Origin of the sequence: Bacillus sp. SJS (assembly GCF_000732485.2) — a bacterium.
Classification (GTDB): Bacteria; Bacillota; Bacilli; order Bacillales; family Bacillaceae; genus Metabacillus_B; species Metabacillus_B sediminis.
Window position 1 is genome coordinate 64,525 of the sequence record NZ_JAQV02000002.1, and the last position, 25,336, is coordinate 89,860.

Sequence of the window (25,336 nt, forward strand, 5' to 3'; positions counted from 1 at the left end):
TTTTGTCAGGCTGATTTCCGCTCCCGCCAGCCTAAACAGGATTCATTTAAAGAAGCTATTTAAAACAGCAGTCTTTTATAAAAGCTATGAAACCTGGCTGCTGATTTCCTCTGCAGGCGTTTGCTTGCTGCGGCGCGGGCACTGAGCTTCCACCGCGATATGCGCTTTCGGGGTCTCACCAGTCCCGCTTGCTGCCGCAGGAAGTCTCACGCATTCTGCTCCAATCAGCAGGAGTTAAAAACAACATCCCGCTCTAGAAAAGAGTTTTTTTAAAAACGCAAAAGAAGCTTCATGCCTCTTTAGAGCATCGTTTTTAATAAATCTATAATTTCACGGTTTTGTTCCTCAGACCCCACGGTAATTCTCAATGAGGTTGGAAACCCTAAAGCGGCACCTGATCTGACAATATATCCGCGCTCAAGCAGCTGCTGAAACAAGCTATTCGCATCACGGCTGAAATCAATCAGGATGAAATTTCCTTCAGAAGGATAGTAGGCAAGCTTCATTTCTTCGCAGAAAGCATAATACTGCTGCAAACCGGCTTTATTTCGGATCCGGCAGCTCTCGATGAATTCCTGGTCATCCAGTGCTGCAAGTGCTGCAGCCTGTGCAATTCTGCTTGTATTAAAGGGCTCCCTTGCCGGCTCAATTTTCTGTACCAGGCTTTTGCAGCCAATTCCATATCCGATCCTTAGTGCAGCAAGTCCGTAGGCTTTTGAAAACGTCCGGAGAATCATGACATTTTCGTACGTGTTCAGTAAGGGAAGCGAATTCGGAAAATCCTCTGCCGTTACGTATTCATAATACGCTTCGTCAAGAACAACGAGCACAGAGGCTGGCACTTTTTCAAGGAATGACTCTAAGCGGCTCTGATCCACATAGTTTCCTGTCGGGTTATTCGGGCTGCATACCCAGACAACCTTCGTGTATTCATCAATGGCAGCAAGCATCGCATCAAGGTCGTGTTCTCCACCTTTAAGAGGCACCTCTCTGATTTCAGCATTTTCTATGACTGCATTATGCCGGTACTGAGGAAAGGTTGGTGTAGCCATGATCGTATTGGACTGATGATCGAGCAGGGATCTGCAAATGATTTGCACAATTTCATCTGACCCATTGCCAAAAATAAGCTGATTTTTATCCACTCGAAGAAGTGCCGAAAGTTTCTCGCGGAGCTCCGTACTGTATCCATCCGGATAAAGAGCAAGCTGGCTCAGTTCCCTTTCAATGGCTTCCTTTGCTTTAGGGGAATACCCATATGGATTCTCATTAGAGGCCAATTTCACAATATGATTAAGACCGTATTCTCTCTTAACCTCATCAATTGGTTTGCCCGGCTGATAAGGTTTTAAATCAAGCAGCTGGCTTTTTACTTCCATCACAAACACCTCTCCCTAGACAGATTGAACGAATGATCTGGCGAAGGCTTCTACCTTTTGAAGGGCTTCATTGCGGTCAGCTTCAGACAGCAGCTGATCGTGAAGTTCTTCGAGCTTGCGAATGATAGAGCTTCCCACAACAACGCCGTCACCGACTTCATTCATTTTTCTGGCCTGCTCACCTGAGGAAATCCCAAATCCCACTGCAACTGGAATCGGCGAGACAGCTTTTACCTCATTAATAAATTGAAACACGTTTTGATCAAACGTTTTCCGCTCGCCGGTTACCCCTAAAGAAGAAACACAGTAAAGGAATCCGTCCGATGCCTGTGCAATTTTCTTCAACCGGGAAGAAGATGTCGGGGCTACCATTGAGATAAAATAAAGATTTTCAGCTTTGCAGCGGGTGCGGATCCGCTCATTTTCTTCAAACGGCAAATCCGGAATGAGCAGACCATCCACATTGTTTTCGCGCATTAAAGCGAAAAAGTTTTCTTCCCCCAATTGTAACACAGGATTGTAATAAGTGAACAGAATGACAGGAATCTCTACTCCATTTTCCCTCATTTGAGGTACAAGTTCCATTGCTTTTACAATATTCATTCCCTGTTTCAGCGCTCTTCCTGAAGCACGCTGTATAACAGGCCCGTCTGCAAGCGGATCAGAGTAAGGAATGCCAAGCTCAATTGCTGATGCTCCTGCTTTTTGAAGAGCCAGGGCGAGGTCAACAGTGGCTTCTGCATCAGGGTCGCCTGCTGTTATAAAAGGAATGAATAGTTTTTTATTTTGATCCAGAAGAGACTGAAAGTAATTCATCTTGATCCACTTCTCCTTTCAATGCTTTCATAAGGGTATGAACATCTTTATCTCCGCGTCCGGACAAGCATACGAGAATGGATTGTTCCGGTGACATCGTCTCAGCGATTATAAACGCCTTCGCCAGCGCATGCGCCGATTCAATGGCTGCAAGCAGCCCTTCCTCTTTAGCGGTCCTGTGGAGTGCATCAAGAGCCTCCTGATCTGTAGCGGAAATATATTGAACTCTTCCTGTGTCAGCTAAATGGGCATGTTCAGGACCGACGCCCGGATAATCAAGTCCTGCTGAAATGGAATACGGTTCAATGATTTGTCCAAATTCATCCTGAATCAGATAGGTTAAGGAGCCATGGATTACACCACTCGTTCCTTTTGTAATGGTTGCAGCATGAAGCGGTGTATCGATTCCCTTACCTGCGGCTTCCACCCCAATAAGTTCGACATCATCATGCAGGAAAGGATGGAACATGCCGATTGCATTGCTTCCCCCTCCGACACAAGCAATCACTTTATCTGGCAGCCCGCCCGTTCTTTCTGCAAATTGCTTTTTGGATTCCTCTCCAATCACTTTCTGAAAATCTCTGACAATCATAGGATATGGGTGGGGACCAACTACAGATCCAATCATATAAAAATGATCTTCGCAATGCTGCACCCAGTATCTGATTGCTTCATTTGTTGCATCTTTCAAGGTCTTATTCCCCGAGTGAACAGGCACAACTTCGGCTCCGAGCAACTCCATTCTGAAGACATTCAGCTGCTGCCTTTCAACATCTTCAGCACCCATGAACACTTTGCATTTCATACCAAACTTTGCTGCGACCGTAGCGGCAGCCACTCCATGCTGGCCTGCACCTGTTTCTGCGATTAGCTGATTCTTGCCCATCCTTTTCGCGAGCAGCGCCTGTCCGATTGCATTATTAATTTTGTGTGCTCCTGTATGATTCAAATCCTCACGTTTTAAATAGATGGACGCTCCGCCTATTGATTTCGTGAGATTTTCAGCGAATGTCAGCGCTGTGGGTCTTCCTGAGTATTCCTTAAGAAGATGCACATATTCTTCCTTAAATGCGGGGTCCGCAGCTGCTTCACGGTAGGCATTTTCCAGCTCTTCAAGCGGTTCCATTAACGTCTCAGGAACAAATTTCCCTCCAAAATCTCCATATCTTCCTTTAATGTCCGGATACATAATCAAACACCCTCTTCTCAAAATTTTTCAGCAGTTCTGCATCTTTGCTTCCATTCCGCTCAATTCCGCTTGCCAGGTCAATTCCTGCCGGTTCCGTCCTTAAAAGGTCTTGAACATTATCAGGGGCAACACCCCCAGCAATGAAACACGGTTTGCCCATTTGCTCTGCTTGCTCTAAATACCTCCCGGCTAATGACCAGTCAAAGGCCACTCCCGTTCCGCCCCATGAGCCCTTTACATGGCTGTCAATTAAAAATACATCTGTACAGGGTTCATATTGAGCCATCTTTGTCAATGCAGACTCATCATGCCTGATCGCTTTCCATAGTTCCTGGCTGTTCCTTTGTTTAAACTCTTCCAGTAAAGGAAGGGATTCTTCTCCATGAAACTGAACAGCATCTAAATTCAAGATTCGGCATGCTTCCTCAACCTCTTCAAGCGCTGGGTTCACAAAAACTCCAACATGCTTCTTACCGTTTTTCCCAAACTCGTCTATCCATTCTTTTACTTCAGAAGGTTCGGTTCTCCGTTTGCTTTCGGTGAAAATAAATCCAATGAAATCCGCTTTTGATCGGCTTGACAGTCTGTAATCCTCCTTGCTCTTGTTACCGCAATACTTAAGGAGCGGACGCTTCATTCTGCTTCACCAAACAGAATTCTTATTGCTTGCTCCTGATCCTGATGCCTCATGAGCGATTCTCCAACTAAAACGGCATGTGCACCGAATTCTTTTACTGCATCCAGATCAGCTTTTGTATGAATTCCGCTTTCACTTACTAATAATGACCCGTCTGGGATATAACCGGTAAATTCCCCTGCTCTTCTGATGTCTGTCTGAAATGTGGTCAAGTCACGGTTGTTTACACCGATCAGCTCAGGCGAGATCTCTTTTAAAATTCTCTCGAGAATCTGAACAGAATGGACTTCTACTAAAGCATCCATCCCGCGCTCTTTTGCATGATGATACAGCTCCGCAAGCAAGGAAGGATCCAGCGCTTCTCCAATCAGAAGAATGGCATCAGCACCGATAAGATCAGACTCTTCTATTTGAATGTGATCAACGATAAAATCCTTCCTTAGCACCGGCAAGCTCGTTTCACGCTTTGCAAGACTCAAATAGCTGTTTTCCCCTTTAAAGAACTTGCTGTCAGTCAGCACAGATAAACAGTCGGCCCCTCCAAGCTCATATTGTTTTGCATGAATTTCAGGAGAAAAAAGATCTTTTATAATTCCTTTTGAAGGAGAAGCCTTCTTCACTTCTGAAATCAGTCCAATCGTTCGTTTCGGATTTTTCAGCGCTTGATAAAACGGCCGCTTTGGGAGCTTTTGATCCTCTGGTTTCTGATAGGCAAGGATTTCTGTTTTTTTATGGTCAAGGATTTGGCTAAGCATATTTCTCCTCCTTTTTCATTTGCAGTCTCTCTAGCTGTGCAAGTGCCTTACCGGATATGAGGGCTTGTTTGGATAAGCGGACCCCTTCTTTCAGACTGCCGGAATATCCGGCTGTATAAAGTGCAGCTCCTGCATTTAAGGAAATAATGTCCTTTACGGCTTCAGGCCCTTTATTTTGAAATGCCTGGCATATAAGTGAGGCGCTTTCCTTCGGATTGGCTGCTTTCAAGTCAAGCGGATTCCCGCGCTCCATTCCAAATTCCTCAGGAGATATTGTATACCGTGATATCTCTCCGCCCCTCACTTCCAATACATTCGTTTCATCTGTGATCGTAATTTCGTCAAGTCCGTCTGCTCCTGTTACCAAAAGGGCATGTTCGGTTCCAAGCTCGCATAGCGCTTTAGCCATTAGTTCCGCATAACGATCTGAGAATACCCCAATCACCTGTCTTGAAGCATTCGCCGGATTAGCGAGGGGCCCGAGAAGATTAAAGGCAGTTCTAAACCCAATTTCCTTTCTCGGATTAACTGCATGCTTCATCGACGTATGGTACAGGGGGGCAAACAGGAATCCCATGTGGTTTTTTTCCACTTCTGCCGCTGCCTCCCGAGGGGTTTCCAGAGGCTTGATACCCAATTCTTCCAGTACATCGGCACTCCCGCTCTTGGAGGTGAATGAACGGTTTCCGTGTTTGGCTACTTTCACCCCGAAAGATGAAGCTGCAATGGCAGCAGACGTGGATATGTTAAAGGTCGAGGCATGATCCCCTCCCGTTCCGCACGTATCAACGGCACTCTCCAATCCGTGGATCACAATCATTTTTTCTTTCATCGCCTCAGTAAAGCCGATGATTTCTTCCACGGTTTCTCCTCTTAATCTTAAAATGGATAAAAAACTGGCAATCTGGCTTGGTGTGGCTTGCCCCTCCATGATTTCAAGCATGGCCTCTTTCGCCTCTAGTCTCGTAAAAAATGTACCTTCAACGGCTCGTGATAGGATGTTTTTCATAACGGACCTCCTTGCCAAAATGATCGTTTGCCAGCTCGATTGCTTTAATCAATGCGCTTGCCTTGCTTCGTGTTTCCTCATACTCGCTTTCCGGCACAGAATCAGCAACAATTCCTGCCCCCGCCTGGACATAGGCTTTATTGCCCTTCACCACAGCTGTACGGATGGCAATGCATGAGTCAATGTTGCCATCGAACCCGATATAAGCAATGCTCCCGGCATATTGATTTCTTGGGGTGGGCTCAAGCTCCTGCAGGATTTCCATCGCCCTCACTTTCGGTGCTCCGGAAACCGTTCCTGCAGGGAACGAAGCAAGCAATGCATCAGTCGGATGGATCCCCTCCCTCAGCTGTCCGGTCACTTTGGAAAGCAGGTGCATAACATGGGAAAAATACGTCAGTTCCATATAGTTTTCGGTTTTAACAGAATGATAGGCTGCTACTCTGCCAATATCATTTCTTGCAAGATCAACAAGCATCAGATGCTCCGCCTTTTCTTTTTCATCACCGAGCAGGCTTTCTCCCAGGGCAGCATCCTCCTGATCATTTCTCCCCCTCTTCCTTGTACCTGCAATCGGATGAATTTCTAAATGGCCGTTTTGAACATGGATCAATCGCTCAGGAGAGCTTCCCACGATTTCAATCCCGTCTGCTTTTAAATAAAAGAGATAGGGAGAAGGATTAACCTTTCGCAAAATTCTGTATAAATCAAATCCATTTGCCTGGATCGGGACCTCGAATCTTTGGGAGAGGACTGTTTGAAAAACATCGCCTGAAGCAATATATTTTTTGATCTTCTCGACTTTTTCAATGAATTCTTCTTTTTTCATGTTTGATTGGACCTCATCAAAACGAACGTTTGACCTATGATCATAGCTTAAAAACATTTCTTTCAGCGGCTTATTCTCTTCAAGCTCCTTCAGAATGCTATTGATTTTTGCATCTGCTTTTTGATACCTGGAAATGAGCTCTGCCTCTTCTTCCTTTCCATTCAAAAAGGAAAATTCGATAATGTACAGCTGATTCTCGGTATGATCAAATGCTATATATGTGCTGCATACAGCAAGGCTGCATACTGGCTCTGCCGGATTCAATCCGGGATGCTTTTTAACTTTTTCAAAAAGACTGACGGAATCATATCCAATACAGCCAACCGCTCCTCCCTTAAATGGGATGGGAATCTCGGGAAGCTTAATTTGCAGTGAATCATCAAGGTTCTTGAACACATCTGAAAAACTGGAAGACTCATATTTACTGCAGCCGTTTTTGTCCCGGATTGTAAATAGTCCTTGTTTTTCTTCTATGGTAAAGACTGTATTTAACCCGATAAATGAATAATTGGACCAGCTGGATTCACGATCGCTGCTTTCCAATATATAAACTGCCTGTTTTTCTAAAGCATTAAAAATTTGAATGGGAGTTAATGTATCAATTTTGTAGGTGTGGACGACCGGGATTGTCCGGAAGTCTTTTGCATCATGTAAAAATGAGGGTAAATCTGAATGGTTCATTCCTGGTTCCTCCTCTAATTTTGCAGAGGAGAATGGGATGAGTCGGAGGTTTTTTGACCGGCTATGCATTTTGGGTATGCGAAATAATATAAGCATACCGCCTATAACAAAATAAGCCCAAAAACATACATATGTATGTCTTTGGGCAGCATAGTCCGAATCATATACAAGAAAGTGATTCCTCAGCTATACTCATTCATTCTCAGCTACCCTAAACTCTTCTCTGCTCTTGCTCTCAACTAATTACTCTCTTGAACTTATTGAATATTCTAGTACGTTTGCGATGCTATGTCAACGCTGAAGAGTTTACTGCGATGGAAGCAAATCCGGTCTTAACACCACAGCTCCTTCTAAATAAACATGCTGTACCTGATCCTGCTTCAGTTCTGTATCTGCGTTTATCATAACGCGGATGCATTTTTCCAGGGCTCCAGGGACGGCGATTTCTGCCATGCACATAACCGGTACATGCTTCCACCCATCTAATTCCCTTAGTGCCTTTGCAGGAAACGCAGCATCAAGATCCTTCGTTGCCGTAATAATGACACTTGATACGTTTTCAGGAACGATATGATTATCTGCGGCTATTTTCCTGAAAAGCTGTTCAGATACGGCCCAAATCGATTCCTTTGTATTGTCAGGAGATGTCGTAGCGCCTCTAATCCCTCTAATCAAACAATCTCCTCCTTTCGGAATTCTTCCAGCAAGTCTTGAAGTCTCTCAGGAAGATACGAATGGATTACAGGTGTTCCGATTTCCTTCAGGAGCACCATATTTACTTTGCCGGATGCCGTCTTTTTGTCACTGAGCATAAAATTCATCAGTTCTTCAGAAGAAAGCTCTTCCGGTACAGCAACTGGAAATCCAATCTCTTTGAACCAATCCTTTAGCTCACCAGCAGACAGGTCGGCATTAAGCTCTTTTTCACTTAGCCAGCTGGCGAAAAGCATTCCTGCAGCTACGGCATCTCCATGCGTTATTCTGCCATAGCCAAGCGCTGCCTCAATAGCATGTCCAAGCGTATGACCAAAGTTCAAATAAGCCCTGACACCCGTCTCCTTTTCATCCTGAGAAACAATTCCCGCTTTTATTTTTATTCCTTCTTTGATCATCGTGGCAAGCTGGTCTGCATTTGGATTCACTACAGCTGAAAGATCTTTTTGCAGCCATGAAAGAAAGGAAGCATCAGCAATCATGGCATGCTTGATTACTTCAGCCATCCCAGACCGCATTTCCTCAGCAGGGAGACTTTCTAAAAACTGAGGGTCAAAAAAAACGGCCTTTGGCTGGTAAAATGCACCGATCATATTTTTGCCTTTTGGATGATTAATAGCCGTTTTGCCTCCAACAGCGCTGTCATGGGCAAGTAGGGTGGTGGGAATTTGTATAAAAGGAATTCCTCTCATAAAGGTAGCGGCAGCAAAACCCGCAAGGTCCCCTACAACCCCTCCTCCGAGTGCTGCAATCATACTTTTCCTGTCCAAGCCTTTTTCCAGTGCATATGTAAGGATCGCGTAATACTGTTCAAAAGATTTTGCTTCTTCACCGCTCTGGACAGCAAACATTGCAACAGGAGAAATTTTTTCAAGCCTTTCTTTAACCTGTTTACCGTAAAGTCTGTGTACCGTATCATCTGTAATCAGAAGAATTTTTTCAGGAACTGTTCCCCCGTCAGCCAGCACCTTATCCAACAGCTCAAGGGCTTGATTCCCAATCAGTACTGGATAAGACAATTCACCAGCTGCTACCATAACGGATTCCATTAAAATTCCCTCGCACGCTGCCGCATTTTCTCAGCATTTTCCCGGATCAAATCCATACGGTCCTGACCAAATTGCTCTGTTATTGCCGCTGCAAGCTCCCAGGCAACGACAGCCTCAGCTACAACACTTGCTGCTGGAACAGCACAGCTGTCAGATCGTTCTATACTTGCAGAAAAAGGCTCTTTTGTTTCAATATCGACGCTTTGCAGCGGTTTGTACAACGTCGGAATCGGCTTCATAACACCTCTGGCGATAATCGGCATACCAGTCGTCATGCCGCCTTCAAGACCCCCAAGACGATTCGTCTTCCTGTAGTAGCCACGGCTCTCATCCCAGGCAATTTCATCATGAACCTGGCTTCCAAACAGCCTTCCCGCCTCAAAGCCAATGCCGATTTCAGCACCTTTGAAAGCATTTATGCTCATAATAGCCGCAGCAATTTTCGCATCTAATTTTCTGTCGTAATGGACATAGCTTCCTACACCGGGAGGCATGCCCTCTGCGACTACTTCTACTATTCCTCCAATGGAATCTCCATTTTCTTTAGCCAGATCGATGGCTTCCATCATTTTAACTGCTGCCTTTTCATCCGCACAGCGGACAGGAGAATCTTCTGTTTTAGCAATTAATTCGTCTACGCTGGAAAACGGTGCATGTTCAGACCGTATTCCGCCGATTTCAATGACATGCCCGGCAATTTTAATCCCGCAGTCCTCCAGAATTCTCTTTGCCACCGCTCCAGCAGCTACCCTGACCGTTGTTTCTCTCGCAGAAGAACGTTCCAGCACGTTTCTCATGTCACGGTGCCCGTATTTAATGGCTCCGTTTAAATCTGCATGCCCGGGTCTCGGACGGCTGATCTGCCGCTTGACTTCAGATTCTTCATTTTCTTCAATTGGCTCAGCACCCATAATTTTTGTCCAATGCTTCCAGTCTTTATTTTCAACGATCAAAGCAATAGGAGAACCAAGCGTTTTTCCGTGCCTCACGCCGCCGGCAATAAACACCTGGTCCTTTTCAATTTGCATTCTCCGGCCTCTGCCGTGCCCTTTTTGTCTTCGGGCCAAATCATGATTGATGTCTTCCGCAGTCAGGTGCAGACCTGCCGGAATTCCTTCAAGAATTGCTGTCAGCTGCGGTCCATGTGACTCACCTGATGTTAAATATCTCATCGACGGACTCCCCCTTCAACGCGTTAACGCTTTTATGTATAAATTCATTATAAGACACTATACCATAGATTTTTTATAAAAAGTAGCATCTTCCTATTTTTTGCGGTAGAAAAACGGCTCTGTTGACTCAAAGCCATATTTATCTGGATGAAAGATTTGTTCCGTGCTCCCTACAAATAAATATCCGCCTCTTTTTAAAGATTGGCTAAATTTACTGTATACGATTTCTTTTGCCTCTTCAGTAAAGTAGATCAGCACATTACGGCATACAATCAGATCGAGCTGGCTCTCATAGGAATCTGAAAGAAGATTATGCTTTTTAAACTGTACCATTTTTTTAATATCTTCCTTCACTTCAAATGAATCCTCCAGTGAATGAAAGTATTTCCTTTTTATAAGCTCCGGAACCTCTTTAATCGCCCTGTCTGCATATAACCCAAGCTTTGCTCTCGCAAGAACGTTATCATCGAGGTCCGTTGCAAGGATCCAAGGTTCCTTTATCCCATTATTCTTGGCGATCATCGCAATGGTATATGGTTCCTCACCTGTTGAGCAGGCAGCACTCCAAATTTTAAGCTTGGTTCTATCCGTTGAAAGCTCTGGAAGAACCGTTTTCTCAAGCACTTCCCAGCGCTTGCTGTTGCGGAAAAATTCGGATACATTAATCGTCATCCGATCCAGAAATTCAAGCAGAAGCGCGTCACTTTTTTTCAGTTCCTGAAAATAAACGGTAAAGGAGGCATATCCTTTCTTTTCATATAAAGAGGTTAACCGTCTTTTCATTTGTGCCTCTTTGTATAAACTAAGATCAATCCTTGTAAGCTGATAAATATTCTTTGCAAAAAGCTGGTATTCATCCATATATTTTATTCTCCTGTATGCTCAATTCTCTGTAAATTCTTTAAAATGAGTATAGCGTAAAATGAGTTCGAAATGGGAGGAGTAAACAAAAAAAGGCCAGCCTGGCAGGCTGACCGCAAAAATTAATAAATGCAGCTATTCATTAGTTTTTCGTATCCAACAAGCTCCTCCTGCTTAAAGAAAAGACCAATCTCTCTTTCAGCAGCTTCAGGCGAGTCAGATCCATGAATAATGTTCTTCCCGACAATCACACCATAATCCCCTCTGATGGTGCCTGGAAGTGCTTCCTTCGGATTTGTTTTGCCCATCATCTGGCGGGACGTTTCGATGACATTCTCCCCTTGCCATACCATTGCAAAAACCGGACCGGAAGTAATAAATTCTACCAGCTCATTATAAAAACTTTTCCCCTTATGTTCCCCGTAGTGTTCTTCAGCAAGCTCCTGAGAAATTTGCATTAATTTAGCTCCGGCTAATTGAAAGCCCTTTCTTTCAAACCTTTGCAAAATTTCCCCGATTAGTTGTCTTTGAACACCATCAGGTTTGACCATCAAAAAAGTATTTTCCACAATTCTCCACCCCGTCAAATTATGTATGGGTTTTCATTTACCCTTTAGAATCGTACCATTTTTAATGGTAATTTACAATCAGGAGTGGAGAAATGGGTTAAATTTTTCTTTTCCCAATATATTTCGCAATCGAGTGCATTGTACTTCTCGCCTTATTGGAGGGCATTTCATTAAGCAATGCGAAAGCTTTGTTAAGATACCGATTGCTTACATCATATGATTTTTCAATCGCACCTGATTTTTTTATGGCGTCAATAATCGGTTTGATTTCATCAGGCTTTGTGTCAGAGCTTATTTTCATAATTTCATTTTTTAAATTCCGATCCTCCATCGCGATCAGCACAGGGAGTGTAATATTCCCTTGCAAAAGGTCGCTTCCTACCGGCTTTCCGAGCTGCTTTTCAGAGGAAGTAAAATCAAGAATGTCATCAATGATCTGAAAAGACATTCCTACATTATAGCCGAACCAATACAATTTTTTATGAAGCTGTGGATCTGTTCCGGCAGATATAGCCCCAAGCTGACAGCTTGTTGCAATCAATATGGCGGTTTTCCTTTTTATTCGCTTCAAATAATCCTTCATTGTCTGTTCGTATCGGTATTTATCTTTAAGCTGCTCGATTTCTCCGATGACAACGTCGACAATTGTCTTAGAGAGAATCTTATGTGCGAGCGGATCTTCGAGTGCCGTCATTTGTTCAAGTGATTTTGCAAGCAAATAATCCCCGGTATACATGGCAATTCGATTGTCCCACCTTGCTTTGACTGTGGGTCTTCCCCTTCTGAGTTCAGCATCATCAATAACGTCGTCATGAACGAGTGTAGCCATATGAATGATTTCAAGTGCCACAGCAACGTGCTTGATTTTGTCGATATGATAGTCACCGAACATTCCCGAAAGGAGAACAAAAACCGGACGTATCCGTTTTCCGCCTGCCTGGAGCATATCAAGTCCTGCTTCGCTAAGCATCGGATAACTGGATTGAACCACATCTTCAAGCTCCTGCTCAATCACATCCAAATCTTTGTTTAAAAAGGTATATAAATTTTTAAATTTCATTCAATCCACCAACAATCAAGTGTGTTATTTAACAGGTTTGGAGCCCATATGCATCGCAGCTACTCCACCGGTATAAGGCTTAACTTCTACCTTTTCCAGTCCTGCTGATCTGAACATGTCAGCAAGCTCGTTCATTCCAGGAAAGTCTCTAGCTGATTCCTGAAGCCAGGAATATTCTTTGAAGCTCTTGGCAAACACCTTTCCAAACATTGGCATTACGTATCGGAAATAAGCGTAATAAAGCTGTTTAAATCCAGGCATTTCAGGCTGTGAGGTTTCCAGACAAACCACTTTTCCGCCGGGCTTTACCACCCTCTGCATTTCTTTAAGAACGGTCATGTAATCAGGAACATTGCGCAATCCAAATCCAATGGTTACATAATCGAATGTTGAGTCCTGAAACGGAAGCTTCATCGCATTGCCATGAAGGAGAGAGACTTGCTGCATTCCGGATTTCTTTACTTTTTCATGACCGACTGAAAGCATATTCTGGCTGAAATCAAGCCCGACTGCTTCCCCTTCAGGACCAACCGCTTCACCAAGAGCAAGAGTCCAGTCTGCTGTACCGCAGCAAACATCCAACGCCTTTCCCCCGGACTGTACGTTCATGCGTTTCATGGTTTCCTTCCGCCAGGCAACATGGCGCTGAAAGCTGATTACTGAATTCATTTTATCGTAATGCGGGGAAATTTTCTCAAATACCCCATGTACCCGTTCTTCTTTTGACTGCTGCATTATTAAAACCCTTCTTCCGCAAGCTTAGTGGATAAGGTATCCTCATGAAATCTCATATTTTCAAGCCTGCCAAGCAAAGCCTGCTTCATGGTATGTGAGCTTTCAAGGCTTCTCTCAACAAGTGAAACCGCCTCATCAAAATAAAAATTGCAACGTTTTATTAAGTCCGTCCGAATTGTTTCTACATCCTGAAAGGGTCCTTTTTCTGATGAATATTTCTTCATCATCAATGAACTGCCGGATACCATTTTCATTTTCTCAGCGGAAAGGCGTTTATATGAAAGGAATTTTCTGGAGACCGCTTTCCATAGGTCAATACCAAAATGGTCTGAAAGGTGCTGGCAAAGTGCTGTTTCAATTACAATCATACTTTTTACCGCTTCTTCAATATCCATGTTTGATGCCTCATATAGCCTTATTTTATGTTCATTGATTTCTTTTATCGCCGTTGCTAACGTTCGAACCATCCTGACATCATTCATTTCTGCCAGAAGAGCATAATAAAGGCCGCTGTAATAGTCCCCGGCCAGGACAGTAAGCTGCCGTTTAAAAAACTGCCCTTTCTCTACATGAACAGAAGTCGATACTTTATCATGGGTATCAAGGGCAATCTGGACCAGCATAGCTGTGACCGTATAATTTTTCTTTTCCTCTTCTGTTACAGGAGCTTCATCTAAAATTGCATAGAATAGAAGCAATTTATCTTCATCCACTACAGGTGAAGATAAAAAGCGCGCCAAATACGGATGGCTCAATTTCAAATCCAGCCGCTCTTTTAATTCCGCCAAAGTTTCATAGATGTTCTGCAAAGAAATCACCCTTGTCCCCTAATCATTTAATCGTCCATTCGACATGCTAGCAAAGACGTAAAAGTCAAGACCGGCACATTTAATTATAGCATATTGTGCCCTTACCATCCCTAAATAAGTATTCGTCCATTGAAGCGCTTAGAGAAGCACGCCTTGAAGCCTGCTCTCTGTTTAAGCGCCGCCTATTTTCTGGGATCACTTTCCATTTCTCCGTGGCTGGTCAGAATCTTTGCATTTCCGCGTACTTTTATTGCAGATGTATGCTCTGTAAATTGGGCAATCATTACCTCGCCTTTGTCCAATTTCTCTGAATGGTGAAAGCGTGTATCGGAACCTCGTGTCAGTCCGATAACGTGGACACCGTCTTCGATCGCTTTAATGACCACAAAATCATTTGCCGGATTTTTCATTCTGCTTTTCCGCCCATCTATTAAAAATTATTAAGAGCTGCGTATGAGGGAAAGTACCTCTGCTCTTGCTGCCTGATCGTTTTGAAATACCCCTCGGACTGCAGAAGTAATCGTTTTTGAACCTGGCTTTTTGACACCCCGCATCGTCATACACATATGCTCAGCTTCTACTACAACCATAACCCCATGCGGATCAAGCGTATCTAAAATGCTGTCTGCTACAGTCGACGTAATTCTCTCTTGCAGCTGAGGGCGCTTTGCAACTGCTTCAACAGCCCTGGCCATTTTGCTCAGTCCGGTTACTTTGCCGCCTTTTGGAATATAGGCAACATGGGCATGACCGTAAAAAGGGACAAGGTGATGTTCGCACATTGAGTAAAATGGGATGTCTTTTATAAGGACGAGTTCTTCATGGTCTTCCCCGAAGATCGTTTTGAAGTGTTCAGAAGGGTCTTCATTCAAGCCTGAAAAAATTTCCGCATACATGCGGGCTACCCTTTTAGGGGTATCCATCAGCCCTTCGCGGTTTGGATCTTCTCCAATCGCTTCCAGGATTAGTTTTACAGCTTCTTCAATTTTCCCGTGGTTAATCTCGTTCATTTAGCTGCCTCCTGCTTACATGTCAAAAGTTTTTTTCGTTCGTTTTATTCAGATTTTAGCACATCAAAGAGTTTAAAAGCAAAAGCTAGACCCTTCCTGGATGCTCTGCAGCATATGAATAGTTATGTATTGCTGGTCTTGGGATTACGATACCCATCAACTTTGCAGAAAACAAATGAAAAGCCCCTTAAAAAGGGGCCATCTGTGAAGAAACGTGTATGTATTTGCTCATGCCATACACAAATAAAAGAATGTGCTAATTATTTGCCAGCAACAGCATCTTTAAGAGCTTTACCTGGTTTGAAAGCAGGCACTTTGCTTGCCGGGATTTCAATCTCTTCACCTGTTTGCGGGTTGCGACCTTTACGGGCTGCACGCTCGCGAACTTCGAAGTTACCAAAACCGATAAGTTGTACTTTATCGCCGTCTTTCAACGCGTCAAGAATCGTATCGAAAACGGATTCAACTGCTTTAGTCGCGTCCTTTTTGGATAGTTCGCTAGCCTCAGCTACTGCATTGATTAGTTCTGTTTTGTTCATGCCTTTCACCTCCTCCCAAGAATGGGTAGAATAACAGTTAAGCTGTTATTACATTTCTTCACAGAAATCGCCTGAAATATACGTTAAATCAAGCTTTTACTGTTAACACGCTTATCTTAACGGATACCAAAAGAGAATTCAATGATTTTCCGCTTAAAAAGCGCATATTTTAGGCAAATCTGACCATTAGAGAGAAATTATTCTCTAAATGCTGTTAGTAGATTATCATAATTAATTTGCCTTAGCAAGAAATAACGATGAAATTCGTTGATATTAAAGGGATTATGAGCATTATAAGGCATTTCTCAGCCTGTTTTCCATATTATGTAAATAGCAAAGAAAGGCTGTTATACCAGCCTTTCTCAAAACCTAATGTTAGTTTCCGCTTCTGCGAATAGAACGGCAAACCCATGGATTTCTGTTTCTTGAACCTCTGCCGGAACGGCGGGCTGTACCTCTGCGCGAACCTCTGCCAGAGCAGCGGCTGCCTCTGCGTGATCCTCTGCCGGAACGGCGGCTGCCTCTGCGCGAACCTCTGCCGGAACGGCGGCTGCCTCTGCGCGAACCTCTGCCTGAGCGGCGGCTGCCTCTGCGTGAACCTCTGCCTGAGCGGCGGCTGCCTCTGCGTGAACCTCTGCCTGAGCGGCGGCTGCCTCTGCGAGAGCCTCTGCCGGAACGGCGGCTTCTTCCCGGAGGCATCATTAACATCTCTTCTACCTCTGCTTCAGAGGGATCTTGAAACAAAAATCCTTCAAGACCATTTTCTAAAGCAAGCTGATGAGCATCAAAAATATCATGTTGTGTCATATATTTTCTAACCCCCTTTATTCTTTATGCTCTAGAATACGCTTCAGCGTCTGCGATTGCTTGGTTTGTTGTCCCACACTTTGAAAATATACTCGTGCCCTTTAACAAAGATTAGTTGTCTTTGCATAAGATGGCATACCATCAAAAAGGTGTGATGAATATGAACTCTGCCGAAGCATCCATCAAAAAGCTGAATTGTTCCATCACTCCCCGTCATTTGACTGAACTTAGACGAGATTTGTGGAACGATGAACCTCTCCCTACTACACTTGTCTTTCAGGATCAAATAAAGGTTCATGCCGAAATAGCATACAGGGGAGCACATACAAGGAAAGCGAAGAAAAAATCATATTTTATTAATCATGCAGGAAGGAAAAAGGTGAAGGGAGAACGTGAATTCCATTTAAATGCTGAATATTACGATCCTTCTTTTATGAGAAATGCATTGTCATTTAAGTTCCTGGATTTAATCGGACTGATTGTCCCTCACTGGGAATATGTAAAATTTTATATAAATGGAAAATACGAAGGAATTTATTTGAAACTTGAGTCTGTAAATGAAGATTTCGCAGAAAAACACAGGCTTAATCCGTGCTCCATCATCTATGCAATTGATGGAGACGCTAACTTTTCTCTGCACAGTGACCTTGATAAGTCGCTGAAAAAAAACTTGCTTCAGGGATATGAACTTAAATCAGGCAATAAATCAGCGCTAATGAGGCTAACTGAATTTATTGTATTTGTAAATACGGCCACACATCAGGAATTTGAAAAAAGAATTACTGAATATATAAATGTCCGTCAGTACTTGTCTTGGCTGGCAGGTGTCGTTTGCCTGCAAAACTTTGACGGTTTTGTCCACAATTACGCACTATTGCTGGATGAACAGACCAATCAATTTATTATTATCCCCTGGGATTATGATGCAACCTTTGGAAGAGACGTGAATGGGACCGATATGGGAGCTGAATACGTCAGAATTGAGGGATACAATACACTGTCTGCAAGACTCCTGGCCATCGAATCTTTTAAAAATATTTATGCAGGGCTTATGAACAGTTTATTGGATCAAACATTTACTACCAAAACAATTACTCCAATGATGGATGATCTGTTTGCCCAATTGGAACCAGAAGTTCAAGGAGATCCTTATGTCGGGAAATATGTACAGGAATTTAGACAGGAGCCACGCTTTATTAAAGATTTTATTCAGGCTAGAAACGATTTTTTATCCAGGGAATTGTCCAGCAGAGGATGGAAGTAGGCAACAGAACCAATTGCTGCTGTTTTGCTAAATTTGGGTTCTAATCTTGGTTCAACTTATGCCATGGGTGAGTATAAATGCATTATAAATAACTACTATGGACATTTTCCGAGGAGGAAGAATGATGAAACAAAAGCAAAACTCAAGATACTGGAAATCCTATGTTGGCGAAACAGTGAAAATTAACCGCGGCGGCCCTGAAGCCAAAAAAGGGACGCTCCTTGATTTAGGTACAGATTTCCTCGTTTTAGCCGTAGAAAAACCTGGTCCTAAAAGTCCGGTTGTTTACTACCAGCTTCACCACGTTAAAAGTGTGACCGCAGAATCCAATTCAGAACAAGAAGCGGATGAAAGAGCAGTTGCAGCTGAAGAAGCAGAAAGAGAATTAGCAGCCGAAGAGGCGGAAAGAAGATTAGCTGCTGCTGAAGCTGAAGCAAGATTGGAAGAAGCAGAAGCACAGAAAGAAGACGTGAAAGCACAGGAAATTCCTGATTATTACTATTCTCGCAATTTCCGCAGCCTGCTTCGCATGCATGAAGGCGAAGAAGTTCAAATCAATCAGGGCGGACCAGATTCTGTAAAAGGGACAATTTTGGACGTAAAAAGTGACTTTGTCATTGTAAAATCCAAAAAAGATGTTCTTTATATAAGCATGTATCATATTAAAAGCCTTGCAGGCATTGTCAGCAAAGAACAAGAAAACGAGCAGGAAAATGAAGGAAAAGAGGATTGCGGCTGTGAGGATGAATACTTTCTTGCACATAGCTACGACAGATTGTTTCAAGCACTCAGAGGATCTGAAATAGCCATTCATAGCGGCGGTCCTGAAAAAGCAGAAGGAACCTTGTATGAGCAGGGCCGCGGCAGATATGTCTTGGAAGGAAAAAAAGAATCCATCGTTATTGAACCAGGACACGTTCGCAGCATTAAAGCCAAAATGTCCAATGAAGAAGAAAGCAATGCAGAAGAAAATCAAAATGGGAACGAAGAAAATGAAAACAAATCCCAGGACTCAAATAAAAACAACCAGGAAGCGAACGGGAAAAGTGAACCGGTCCGCGAACACAGCTACGACAGAGTGTATACTCAAGTAACGAAAACAGTGGATTTCCATTGGAAAAGATAAGCAGCACTCAATAACTGCAAGGAGGAGCGACCGTTGACTTACACACAGCTGATCGGAAAACCGGTTGAAGCAGAAATTACCGGCAAAGTGAAATTTTTAGGACACTTAGTAGACGCAGGACTGGATATCATCGTTTTATTCAACGGCACTCAGCACCTTTATATCCCCCTTCTGCACGTTCACAGCATCCAGCAGACATCTGAAATGGAGAGTTTTGAAGGTGAAATTCCAGAAAAACCGGTAAAGTCTGATGAACAGATTTCTTACCGCAAAACGCTGAATCAGGCGAAGGGAATATTTGCAGAAATTTACGTGACCGGCAATAAATCTCTGCATGGATATATTACGAATGTGTTGAATGACTATCTGGTTTTTTATTCACCTGTCTTCAAAAATGTACTGATTTCCCTTCATCATTTGAAGTGGCTGATTCCATATCCCGCTAATACTACTCCCTATACATTAAACAGCCAGGAGCTGCCTGTTACGATTGCAGGATTAAGTGTAAATCGGAATTTAGAAGAGCAGCTAAAGAAATATACCGGCCAGATGCTCGTTTTTGATTTAGCAGAAAATCCTGAAAAAATAGGACTTCTCAAAAACATCGAACAAAACATGATGGAACTGATAAAAGCAGACGGACAGCCCATTTATCTGAAAATCAGCCACGTTAAGGCAGCTCATTTGCCATAAAAAACACAAACCAATGAGAAAATCTCATTGGTTTTACATATTTATGTTGAGATATATCCAGCCAAGCAGGAAGAAAACGGTTACCACTACAGTTAATGGAATAGCAAGCAGTGTTACTTTCATATAGCTCTTCCACTTAATTTTGATCCCGTTTTCTTTTAAAATATACAGCCAAAGCAATGTGGCAAGCGTTCCGATCGGCGTTACGAGAGATCCAATGTCACTGCCGATAATAATCGCCATATACGAAGCTTTAAGAATTATTGGATTGAGATGCAGGTCTGATAGCGCCATCATCATTAGCATCAATGCCGGATGATTGTTTATCAGGTTTGACAGAGCTGCTGTAACAAGTGCAATTGTAATTGAAGATTCGGCAAGAGGCATACTTTTAATCATATCGGCCATATACTTTGTCAATTCAGCTGTTATTCCCACATTGTTTAAACCATAAATCAGAATATACATAGCAAACGCAAATAGAAACACGTGCCATGGAGCCTTCGTTAGCGTTCGTCTCATCGATATCTGATACGTTTTTCGAGTGAACAGATATAGAAGCAGCACTCCTGCGATGGAAAGAAAGGATAAAGATAAACCGAGCATAGAGCTGCTTATTAAAATAATTCTCATCCCAAGAATAAAGGAGCAGATCATCAGAACGTGCTTAGGATTGATTTTTGCTGAATTAAGGGGTTTGAGGGGATGATGAAATCGGCTTGAATCCGGAGAGAATGGTTTTGAGACAAATGTTTTAGGAATACTCTTTCGCAGCAATCCGTACAAAAGAAAAGTTAAAAATACAACCCCAAGCGTAGCAGGCAGGAACATCATCCATACGTGTTCATGCAGGGACATGCCGATAATTTTGAGTGCCACTAAGTTTACGATATTACTGACTCCTATTGGTGCACTGGAAGCAGTAGCTACAAGGGCACTTGTTAAGAGAATCGGAAATTTTTCATGCTTCTTAAAAGAGGTGGCATTAAGCAATTTAATAAGCAGCGGGGTTAGAATTAAGATGCATCCATCATTATTAAAGAGCAGTGTCATTAAATAGCTAAGTCCAGCTGTCAGCCAGAAAAGTCTTGGTCCTGAATTCCTGGATAATCGAATCAGATACTCTGCCACAAGCTGGAAAAATCCAATTCTATCAAGAATCAGAGCGAGAATGAAATTAGAAATAATGGTAATCGAGGCATCTTCAATTTTAAAGTATATTTCCGCTATATCTGCCAAGGATACAATCCCTAAAAGCATAACGGTTATTGCTCCTGCACATGCATAAACAGCTTCATTCAATTTCATCGGCCTTGTTATAACGAGTATCATGGTAAAAAAGAAAACAATGGTTGCAGCGGCAAAGCCGGGTGTAACGATCATTATTTTCCTCCTCTCTCTATTTATTAAACGCTTGTCTTTTCCCATCATCCGTACTCTATTTATATGAGGCCACTTTCTTTTTGTCTGATATGAATACCTAACGCAGCAGAAATCCGCTTGAACCCGCGTGAGGCAGCTGGCCCGACTTGGCAATTGCCTGCAAAGTCCCCCTCCTATTCGGATAGATCTCCTTAAATCAAGGCTTTTTATTTACTGGCTAAGTGTCTTATATGTAAATAAACACAAAAAAACCCGTCTCCTAATTGGACGGGTCAGGTGCTTTTATAGAATGATTGCGATCAGTCCGCCTGATCCCTCGTTAATAATTCTCTCCAGCGTTTCCTTCAGCTTGTATCTTGCATTCTCCGGCATTAGAGAAAGCTTCGCCTGTATTCCTTCTCGAACGATGGAACTGAGTGAGCGTCCAAAAATATCTGAATTCCAAATGGAAAGCGGATCATCTTCAAAGTCCTGCATTAAGTATCGGACCAGCTCTTCACTTTGCTTCTCTGTTCCGATAATCGGTGAGAATTCTGATTCAACATCCACTTTAATCATGTGAATAGATGGAGCGACCGCTTTCAGCCTCACCCCAAACCTCGAACCCTGGCGGATTATCTCCGGTTCATCAAGACTCATATCTGACAATGCAGGAGCAGCTACACCATATCCGGTTTGCTTCACCATACGCAGCGCATCTGAAACCTGGTCGTACTCTGCCTTTGCGTAAGCGAAATCCTGCATAAGCTGGAGAAGATGATCCTTCCCTCTGATCTCCACTCCCACAACTTCACGAAGGATATCATCGTAAAGATAATCCGGTGCATATAAATCGATTTCCGCAATCCCCTGCCCCATTTCAATTCCGGCAAGACTTGCCCGTTCAATAAATTCATATTCACTGAAGAAACTCACGACTCTGTCTACATCTCTTAATCGCTTAATATCCTTTACTGTGTCCTTAACCGCTTCCTGGTAGCTTTCGCGGAGCCAGTGGTTTTCCCTAAGCACCATGACCCAGCTCGGAAGATTGACGTTTACTTCAAGCACAGGAAACTCATAAAGGGCCTCTCGCAGGACATTCATGACATCGCTGTCTCTCATGCTTTCTACACTCATCGCAAGCACAGGGATATCATACTTTTCATTAAGCTGCGCCTTTAGTCTCTCTGTTTCAGGATGGTAAGGCTGAACTGTATTGATAACCATAATGAACGGTTTACCCACTTCTTTCAGCTCATCAATGACGCGTTCTTCTGCTTCGATATAATCCGTTCTTGGAATTTCTCCAATTGATCCGTCCGTTGTCACGACCACACCGATCGTTGAATGTTCCTGAATCACTTTGCGTGTCCCGATTTCAGCAGCTTCGTGGAAAGGAATAGGCTCTTCATACCAAGGAGTCGTAATCATCCTTGGTCCGTTTTCATCTTCATACCCTTTTGCACCGGGGACTGTGTACCCGACACAGTCTACAAGCCTGATGTTCACTTCCAGGCCATCCTCCACATGGACGCTGACAGCCTGATTCGGTACAAATTTTGGTTCTGTCGTCATAATGGTTCTTCCGGCTGCACTTTGAGGCAATTCATCCTGGGCACGCGCTTTGTCCGCCTCGCTGCCGATGTTTGGAAGCACCACTAATTCCATAAACTTTTTAATAAATGTAGATTTTCCTGTTCTAACTGCTCCGACAACGCCAAGATAAATATCACCGCCGGTGCGTTCAGCAATATCTTTAAAAATATCTACCTTTTCCAAGCGATCCCCTCCCGGTTTAGCTATATTGGGATACCCCGATTTTTTTCACATTGTTAAGGACACTTTATATTTATGATGTTGTCCTAATTGTTTATGCCTGATTGAGAAAAATTTTCTATCCTGTTCCTCAAAATAAAAAACCCTTCTATCGGAGTCTATGGGTCTCCAGAAGGGTTCATTCCTTAATTCTTCATAAAAACAGGTTCATTTTTTTCATTTACCGTGTAAGGTTTTGAAAACGCAGGTACAAACACCGAATCCTGGACTAGGAGCCCTCTTATGTCCTCATCAGGTTTAGGGTGATTCCCGGTTTCTTTCAATTTTTTCTGCAGGTCAATCCGATAGTCCACAAAAATTTCTCCATCGCTTCCTATCAGAAGAGGCAGCTGATTTCCTGTAAATGGACTCGTAACTGCCGGGGCAGTTTTAAGTCCAAGCTTTGTGTAGTCAAGGGTGAACACGCCGGACTCAAGGACTTCCTTGTAAGGAGGGTACTGCTTGGACTGGGTATAGGCACTCAGCCTGATGCGCAGATCTCTAATCTCTTCGGCCATCCGAAGATCGATGAGCTTAACAGTAGGGGTTTTTTCCGCATCTATAAGTACGTATTGATAGATCCCCCCATTTTCATAGGATGTTCCAGGAGGCTCCGGCAAAAAACTTGGTACCAATTTTGAAAAATCAACTGGATATTTTTCATAGATTGGCGTTTTCATATCCTTGTTTTTAATGGGCAATAGCCCCCCTGTGTCGTCCCTGTAATCCTTGACGGCTTTTTGGACGCTTTCCAGCTGATCTTCATATGGAATTTGATTTTGTGTAAGCTCTGCCTGAGGGTACAAACATCCGCTAAGAAGCACCAGCATGCCAATCCATCCGAGTGCTGCCCATTTCTTCATTTCCTTCACCTCACAGTCCTATTTGGATACTGGACCGCTGAATACGACAAAAATCATAAGCAGACCGGCCGCAATCATAAAAAAGTAAGCAGCTGCTGAAATTAGCATCTTCACTATTCCACTCTTTATCTTGTATCTGCTTATGTAGATAGAGAAAACAGCAACAAACATAAAAGCGATTGATGATAAAGCAATCCACATTTTTAAAAGACCAGGCGTCATTCTTTTCCCTCCCAGCAGCGTTGTGAGCGGTTACAATTCCACTTGTCCAAATTATAAAAAAATAGAAACTGAAGTAAAGAGGGGGCTTCCTTACTTCAGCTTAGGGGAAACAGACTAATGAACCCAGTCAAGAGAAACAACTCTTCAAATGCTTCGATTTATGATATGCGATTCAATGATTGTCTGCATCCTCAAATGCCCATATTTATGAGTTATTCATGCAAGGGTGATCGGGCTTATCGGAGAGGAATAGGTTGAGCCTTGAATCTCCAGATATAATATGCAGGTCCCCCGCAATAAGTAGCATGGCTATTGCAAACGATTTTCCATAATGTTAACAAGGTCTTCCATTTCGTGTGTTCTTCCTCTGCCCATTAATGAATCCACGGCTTCTTTTGGTGAATGCCCATTAAATAGAACATTGTAAAGCGCTTCAGCAATCGGCATGTTAACCTGGTACTTTTCAGCAAGCTGATGGGCAGCTTTTGTTGTACGGACACCTTCGACCACCATTCCCATGCTGTTCAGAACCTCGTTGAGATCATGGCCTTTACCGAGCATATTGCCCGCTCTCCAATTACGCGAGTGGACACTGGTACAAGTAACTATTAGATCCCCGATTCCCGTTAATCCGGAAAAGGTCAGCGGGTTTCCTCCCATGACACTGCCAAGCCTAGCAATTTCAGCAAGCCCTCTTGTAATTAAAGCGGCTTTCGCGTTATCTCCATAGCCCAGGCCATCCGTAATGCCTGCTGCGAGCGCAATGACATTTTTTAACGCACCGCCTATTTCCACACCAATCATGTCCGGATTCGTATAGACTCTGAAATGCTGATTCATGAACAGCTCCTGAACGCGTTCAGCAGCCTGGACATTATTAGAGGAAGAGGTCACTGTTGTAGGGTGTCTTAAGCTAACCTCTTCTGCATGACTCGGTCCTGATAATACAACAAGATCCTTTAATATTTCAGCCGGCATTTCCTCTGAAATAATCTCTGATACCCGCTTAAGCGAATCCGGCTCAATACCTTTGCATACATGGACCATTGTGACCGGCTGTTTCATTAGCTCCCTTACATTCGCAAGAACTTCCCGGATGGCTTTTGAAGGAACGGCAACCACGATCGTCCGTGCATCAACCAATGCACTTTGAAGATTGTGGTATGCAGTAATTCCTTCCGGAAGTATGATATCAGGCAAATATTTGCTATTTTGCTTCTGCGTATTGATTTCATTTGCAAGCTCCTGCCTATGGCTCCATAGCCTCACATCATGTCCATTATCAGCAAGAACTAAAGCAAGAGCCGTTCCCCAGCTTCCTGCACCAAGTACTGCAATCTTTTCCATCTTACATACCCCCCCTGCCCT

General features: G+C 43.3%; 28 protein-coding genes. 3 read left to right on the plus strand and 25 right to left on the minus strand.

The genetic code is table 11. From position 1 onward, the window contains the following. Positions 1 to 84: 84 nt before the first annotated feature. The 20 genes from AS29_RS21860 to AS29_RS00715 all read right to left on the minus strand — a co-directional run bounded on the left by AS29_RS21860 (position 85) and on the right by AS29_RS00715 (position 16,620). On the minus strand, positions 85 to 210 hold the full coding sequence (locus AS29_RS21860; protein WP_269449380.1) for a hypothetical protein: 126 nt from the start codon (positions 208 to 210) through the stop codon (positions 85 to 87). Positions 211 to 299: 89 nt separating this feature from the next. After that, the gene (gene hisC, locus AS29_RS00625) at positions 300 to 1,379 is read right to left on the minus strand and encodes a histidinol-phosphate transaminase (protein ID WP_035408667.1); all 1,080 of its coding nucleotides are present in this window, start codon (positions 1,377 to 1,379) and stop codon (positions 300 to 302) included. A gap of 15 nt (positions 1,380 to 1,394) precedes the next feature. After that, the gene (gene trpA, locus AS29_RS00630; RefSeq protein WP_035408664.1) at positions 1,395 to 2,195 is read right to left on the minus strand and encodes a tryptophan synthase subunit alpha; all 801 of its coding nucleotides are present in this window, start codon (positions 2,193 to 2,195) and stop codon (positions 1,395 to 1,397) included. After that, positions 2,161 to 3,384, minus strand: a complete 1,224-nt coding sequence (gene trpB / locus AS29_RS00635; RefSeq protein ID WP_035408662.1) for a tryptophan synthase subunit beta — start codon at positions 3,382 to 3,384, stop codon at positions 2,161 to 2,163. Before trpB ends, trpA begins: the two co-directional genes overlap by 35 nt. After that, positions 3,368 to 4,021, minus strand: a complete 654-nt coding sequence (locus AS29_RS00640; RefSeq protein ID WP_035408661.1) for a phosphoribosylanthranilate isomerase — start codon at positions 4,019 to 4,021, stop codon at positions 3,368 to 3,370. Before AS29_RS00640 ends, trpB begins: the two co-directional genes overlap by 17 nt. After that, positions 4,018 to 4,776 (minus strand): indole-3-glycerol phosphate synthase TrpC, encoded by a 759-nt coding sequence (trpC, locus tag AS29_RS00645; RefSeq protein WP_035408659.1) that lies wholly within the window; start codon positions 4,774 to 4,776, stop codon positions 4,018 to 4,020. Before trpC ends, AS29_RS00640 begins: the two co-directional genes overlap by 4 nt. Further along, the gene (trpD, locus tag AS29_RS00650) at positions 4,769 to 5,785 is read right to left on the minus strand and encodes an anthranilate phosphoribosyltransferase (RefSeq protein ID WP_035408656.1); all 1,017 of its coding nucleotides are present in this window, start codon (positions 5,783 to 5,785) and stop codon (positions 4,769 to 4,771) included. Before trpD ends, trpC begins: the two co-directional genes overlap by 8 nt. Next, positions 5,757 to 7,295, minus strand: coding sequence for an anthranilate synthase component I (trpE, locus tag AS29_RS00655; RefSeq protein WP_035408654.1), 1,539 nt, complete (start codon positions 7,293 to 7,295; stop codon positions 5,757 to 5,759). Before trpE ends, trpD begins: the two co-directional genes overlap by 29 nt. A 306-nt stretch (positions 7,296 to 7,601) precedes the next feature. After that, positions 7,602 to 7,970: a chorismate mutase gene (gene aroH / locus AS29_RS00660; RefSeq protein WP_035408651.1), complete on the minus strand. Its 369-nt coding sequence runs from the start codon at positions 7,968 to 7,970 to the stop codon at positions 7,602 to 7,604. After that, the gene (aroB, locus tag AS29_RS00665) at positions 7,967 to 9,058 is read right to left on the minus strand and encodes a 3-dehydroquinate synthase (protein ID WP_035408648.1); all 1,092 of its coding nucleotides are present in this window, start codon (positions 9,056 to 9,058) and stop codon (positions 7,967 to 7,969) included. The genes aroH and aroB overlap by 4 nt, the downstream gene beginning before the upstream one ends. Next, positions 9,058 to 10,230, minus strand: coding sequence for a chorismate synthase (aroC, locus tag AS29_RS00670; RefSeq protein WP_035408646.1), 1,173 nt, complete (start codon positions 10,228 to 10,230; stop codon positions 9,058 to 9,060). Before aroC ends, aroB begins: the two co-directional genes overlap by 1 nt. 93 nt (positions 10,231 to 10,323) lie before the next feature. Further along, positions 10,324 to 11,091, minus strand: coding sequence for a CheR family methyltransferase (locus AS29_RS00675; protein WP_035408642.1), 768 nt, complete (start codon positions 11,089 to 11,091; stop codon positions 10,324 to 10,326). A gap of 122 nt (positions 11,092 to 11,213) precedes the next feature. Further along, positions 11,214 to 11,663 (minus strand): nucleoside-diphosphate kinase, encoded by a 450-nt coding sequence (gene ndk / locus AS29_RS00680; RefSeq protein WP_197491558.1) that lies wholly within the window; start codon positions 11,661 to 11,663, stop codon positions 11,214 to 11,216. Between the two features lie 94 nt (positions 11,664 to 11,757). Beyond that, a complete protein-coding gene (gene hepT, locus AS29_RS00685; RefSeq protein ID WP_035408637.1) occupies positions 11,758 to 12,720 on the minus strand; it encodes a heptaprenyl diphosphate synthase component II in 963 nt (320 codons plus the stop codon). 24 nt (positions 12,721 to 12,744) lie between these two features. Then, the gene (locus AS29_RS00690) at positions 12,745 to 13,455 is read right to left on the minus strand and encodes a demethylmenaquinone methyltransferase (protein WP_035408635.1); all 711 of its coding nucleotides are present in this window, start codon (positions 13,453 to 13,455) and stop codon (positions 12,745 to 12,747) included. Positions 13,456 to 13,457: 2 nt separating this feature from the next. Then, complete coding sequence (locus tag AS29_RS00695; protein WP_051860708.1) at positions 13,458 to 14,273, minus strand: heptaprenyl diphosphate synthase component 1; 816 nt, start codon at positions 14,271 to 14,273, stop codon at positions 13,458 to 13,460. A gap of 173 nt (positions 14,274 to 14,446) precedes the next feature. After that, positions 14,447 to 14,674, minus strand: a complete 228-nt coding sequence (gene mtrB / locus AS29_RS00700; RefSeq protein ID WP_035408631.1) for a trp RNA-binding attenuation protein MtrB — start codon at positions 14,672 to 14,674, stop codon at positions 14,447 to 14,449. A gap of 30 nt (positions 14,675 to 14,704) precedes the next feature. Further along, the gene (folE, locus tag AS29_RS00705; protein ID WP_035408628.1) at positions 14,705 to 15,274 is read right to left on the minus strand and encodes a GTP cyclohydrolase I FolE; all 570 of its coding nucleotides are present in this window, start codon (positions 15,272 to 15,274) and stop codon (positions 14,705 to 14,707) included. 260 nt (positions 15,275 to 15,534) lie between these two features. Further along, positions 15,535 to 15,813, minus strand: a complete 279-nt coding sequence (hbs, locus tag AS29_RS00710) for a non-specific DNA-binding protein Hbs (RefSeq protein ID WP_035408626.1) — start codon at positions 15,811 to 15,813, stop codon at positions 15,535 to 15,537. Between the two features lie 375 nt (positions 15,814 to 16,188). Then, complete coding sequence (locus tag AS29_RS00715; protein ID WP_051860707.1) at positions 16,189 to 16,620, minus strand: hypothetical protein; 432 nt, start codon at positions 16,618 to 16,620, stop codon at positions 16,189 to 16,191. A 160-nt stretch (positions 16,621 to 16,780) separates the two neighbouring features. On the opposite strand from AS29_RS00715, the gene AS29_RS00720 reads away from it, so the two are divergent. From AS29_RS00720 to AS29_RS00730, 3 genes are all read left to right on the plus strand, one after another. Continuing rightward, a complete protein-coding gene (locus AS29_RS00720; RefSeq protein ID WP_082883681.1) occupies positions 16,781 to 17,884 on the plus strand; it encodes a CotH kinase family protein in 1,104 nt (367 codons plus the stop codon). Positions 17,885 to 18,008: 124 nt separating this feature from the next. Further along, positions 18,009 to 19,010, plus strand: a complete 1,002-nt coding sequence (locus AS29_RS00725) for a DUF2642 domain-containing protein (protein ID WP_035408623.1) — start codon at positions 18,009 to 18,011, stop codon at positions 19,008 to 19,010. 33 nt (positions 19,011 to 19,043) lie between these two features. Continuing rightward, the gene (locus AS29_RS00730) at positions 19,044 to 19,703 is read left to right on the plus strand and encodes a hypothetical protein (protein ID WP_035408620.1); all 660 of its coding nucleotides are present in this window, start codon (positions 19,044 to 19,046) and stop codon (positions 19,701 to 19,703) included. Between the two features lie 33 nt (positions 19,704 to 19,736). Here AS29_RS00730 and AS29_RS00735 read toward each other — a convergent pair whose 3' ends face one another. The 5 genes from AS29_RS00735 to AS29_RS00755 form a co-directional block, all read right to left on the minus strand. Further along, a complete protein-coding gene (locus AS29_RS00735; protein ID WP_035408617.1) occupies positions 19,737 to 21,086 on the minus strand; it encodes an ArsB/NhaD family transporter in 1,350 nt (449 codons plus the stop codon). Between the two features lie 282 nt (positions 21,087 to 21,368). Next, positions 21,369 to 22,847 carry a stage IV sporulation protein A gene (gene spoIVA / locus AS29_RS00740; protein WP_035408616.1) on the minus strand — a complete coding sequence of 493 codons (1,479 nt, stop codon included), beginning with the start codon at positions 22,845 to 22,847 and terminating at the stop codon, positions 21,369 to 21,371. A gap of 182 nt (positions 22,848 to 23,029) precedes the next feature. Then, a complete protein-coding gene (locus AS29_RS00745) occupies positions 23,030 to 23,746 on the minus strand; it encodes a hypothetical protein (RefSeq protein WP_051860706.1) in 717 nt (238 codons plus the stop codon). A gap of 18 nt (positions 23,747 to 23,764) precedes the next feature. Beyond that, the gene (locus AS29_RS00750) at positions 23,765 to 23,968 is read right to left on the minus strand and encodes a DUF2768 domain-containing protein (protein WP_035408613.1); all 204 of its coding nucleotides are present in this window, start codon (positions 23,966 to 23,968) and stop codon (positions 23,765 to 23,767) included. 309 nt (positions 23,969 to 24,277) lie between these two features. Beyond that, positions 24,278 to 25,315, minus strand: coding sequence for an NAD(P)H-dependent glycerol-3-phosphate dehydrogenase (locus tag AS29_RS00755; protein ID WP_035408610.1), 1,038 nt, complete (start codon positions 25,313 to 25,315; stop codon positions 24,278 to 24,280). Between the last annotated feature and the right edge of the window lie 21 nt (positions 25,316 to 25,336).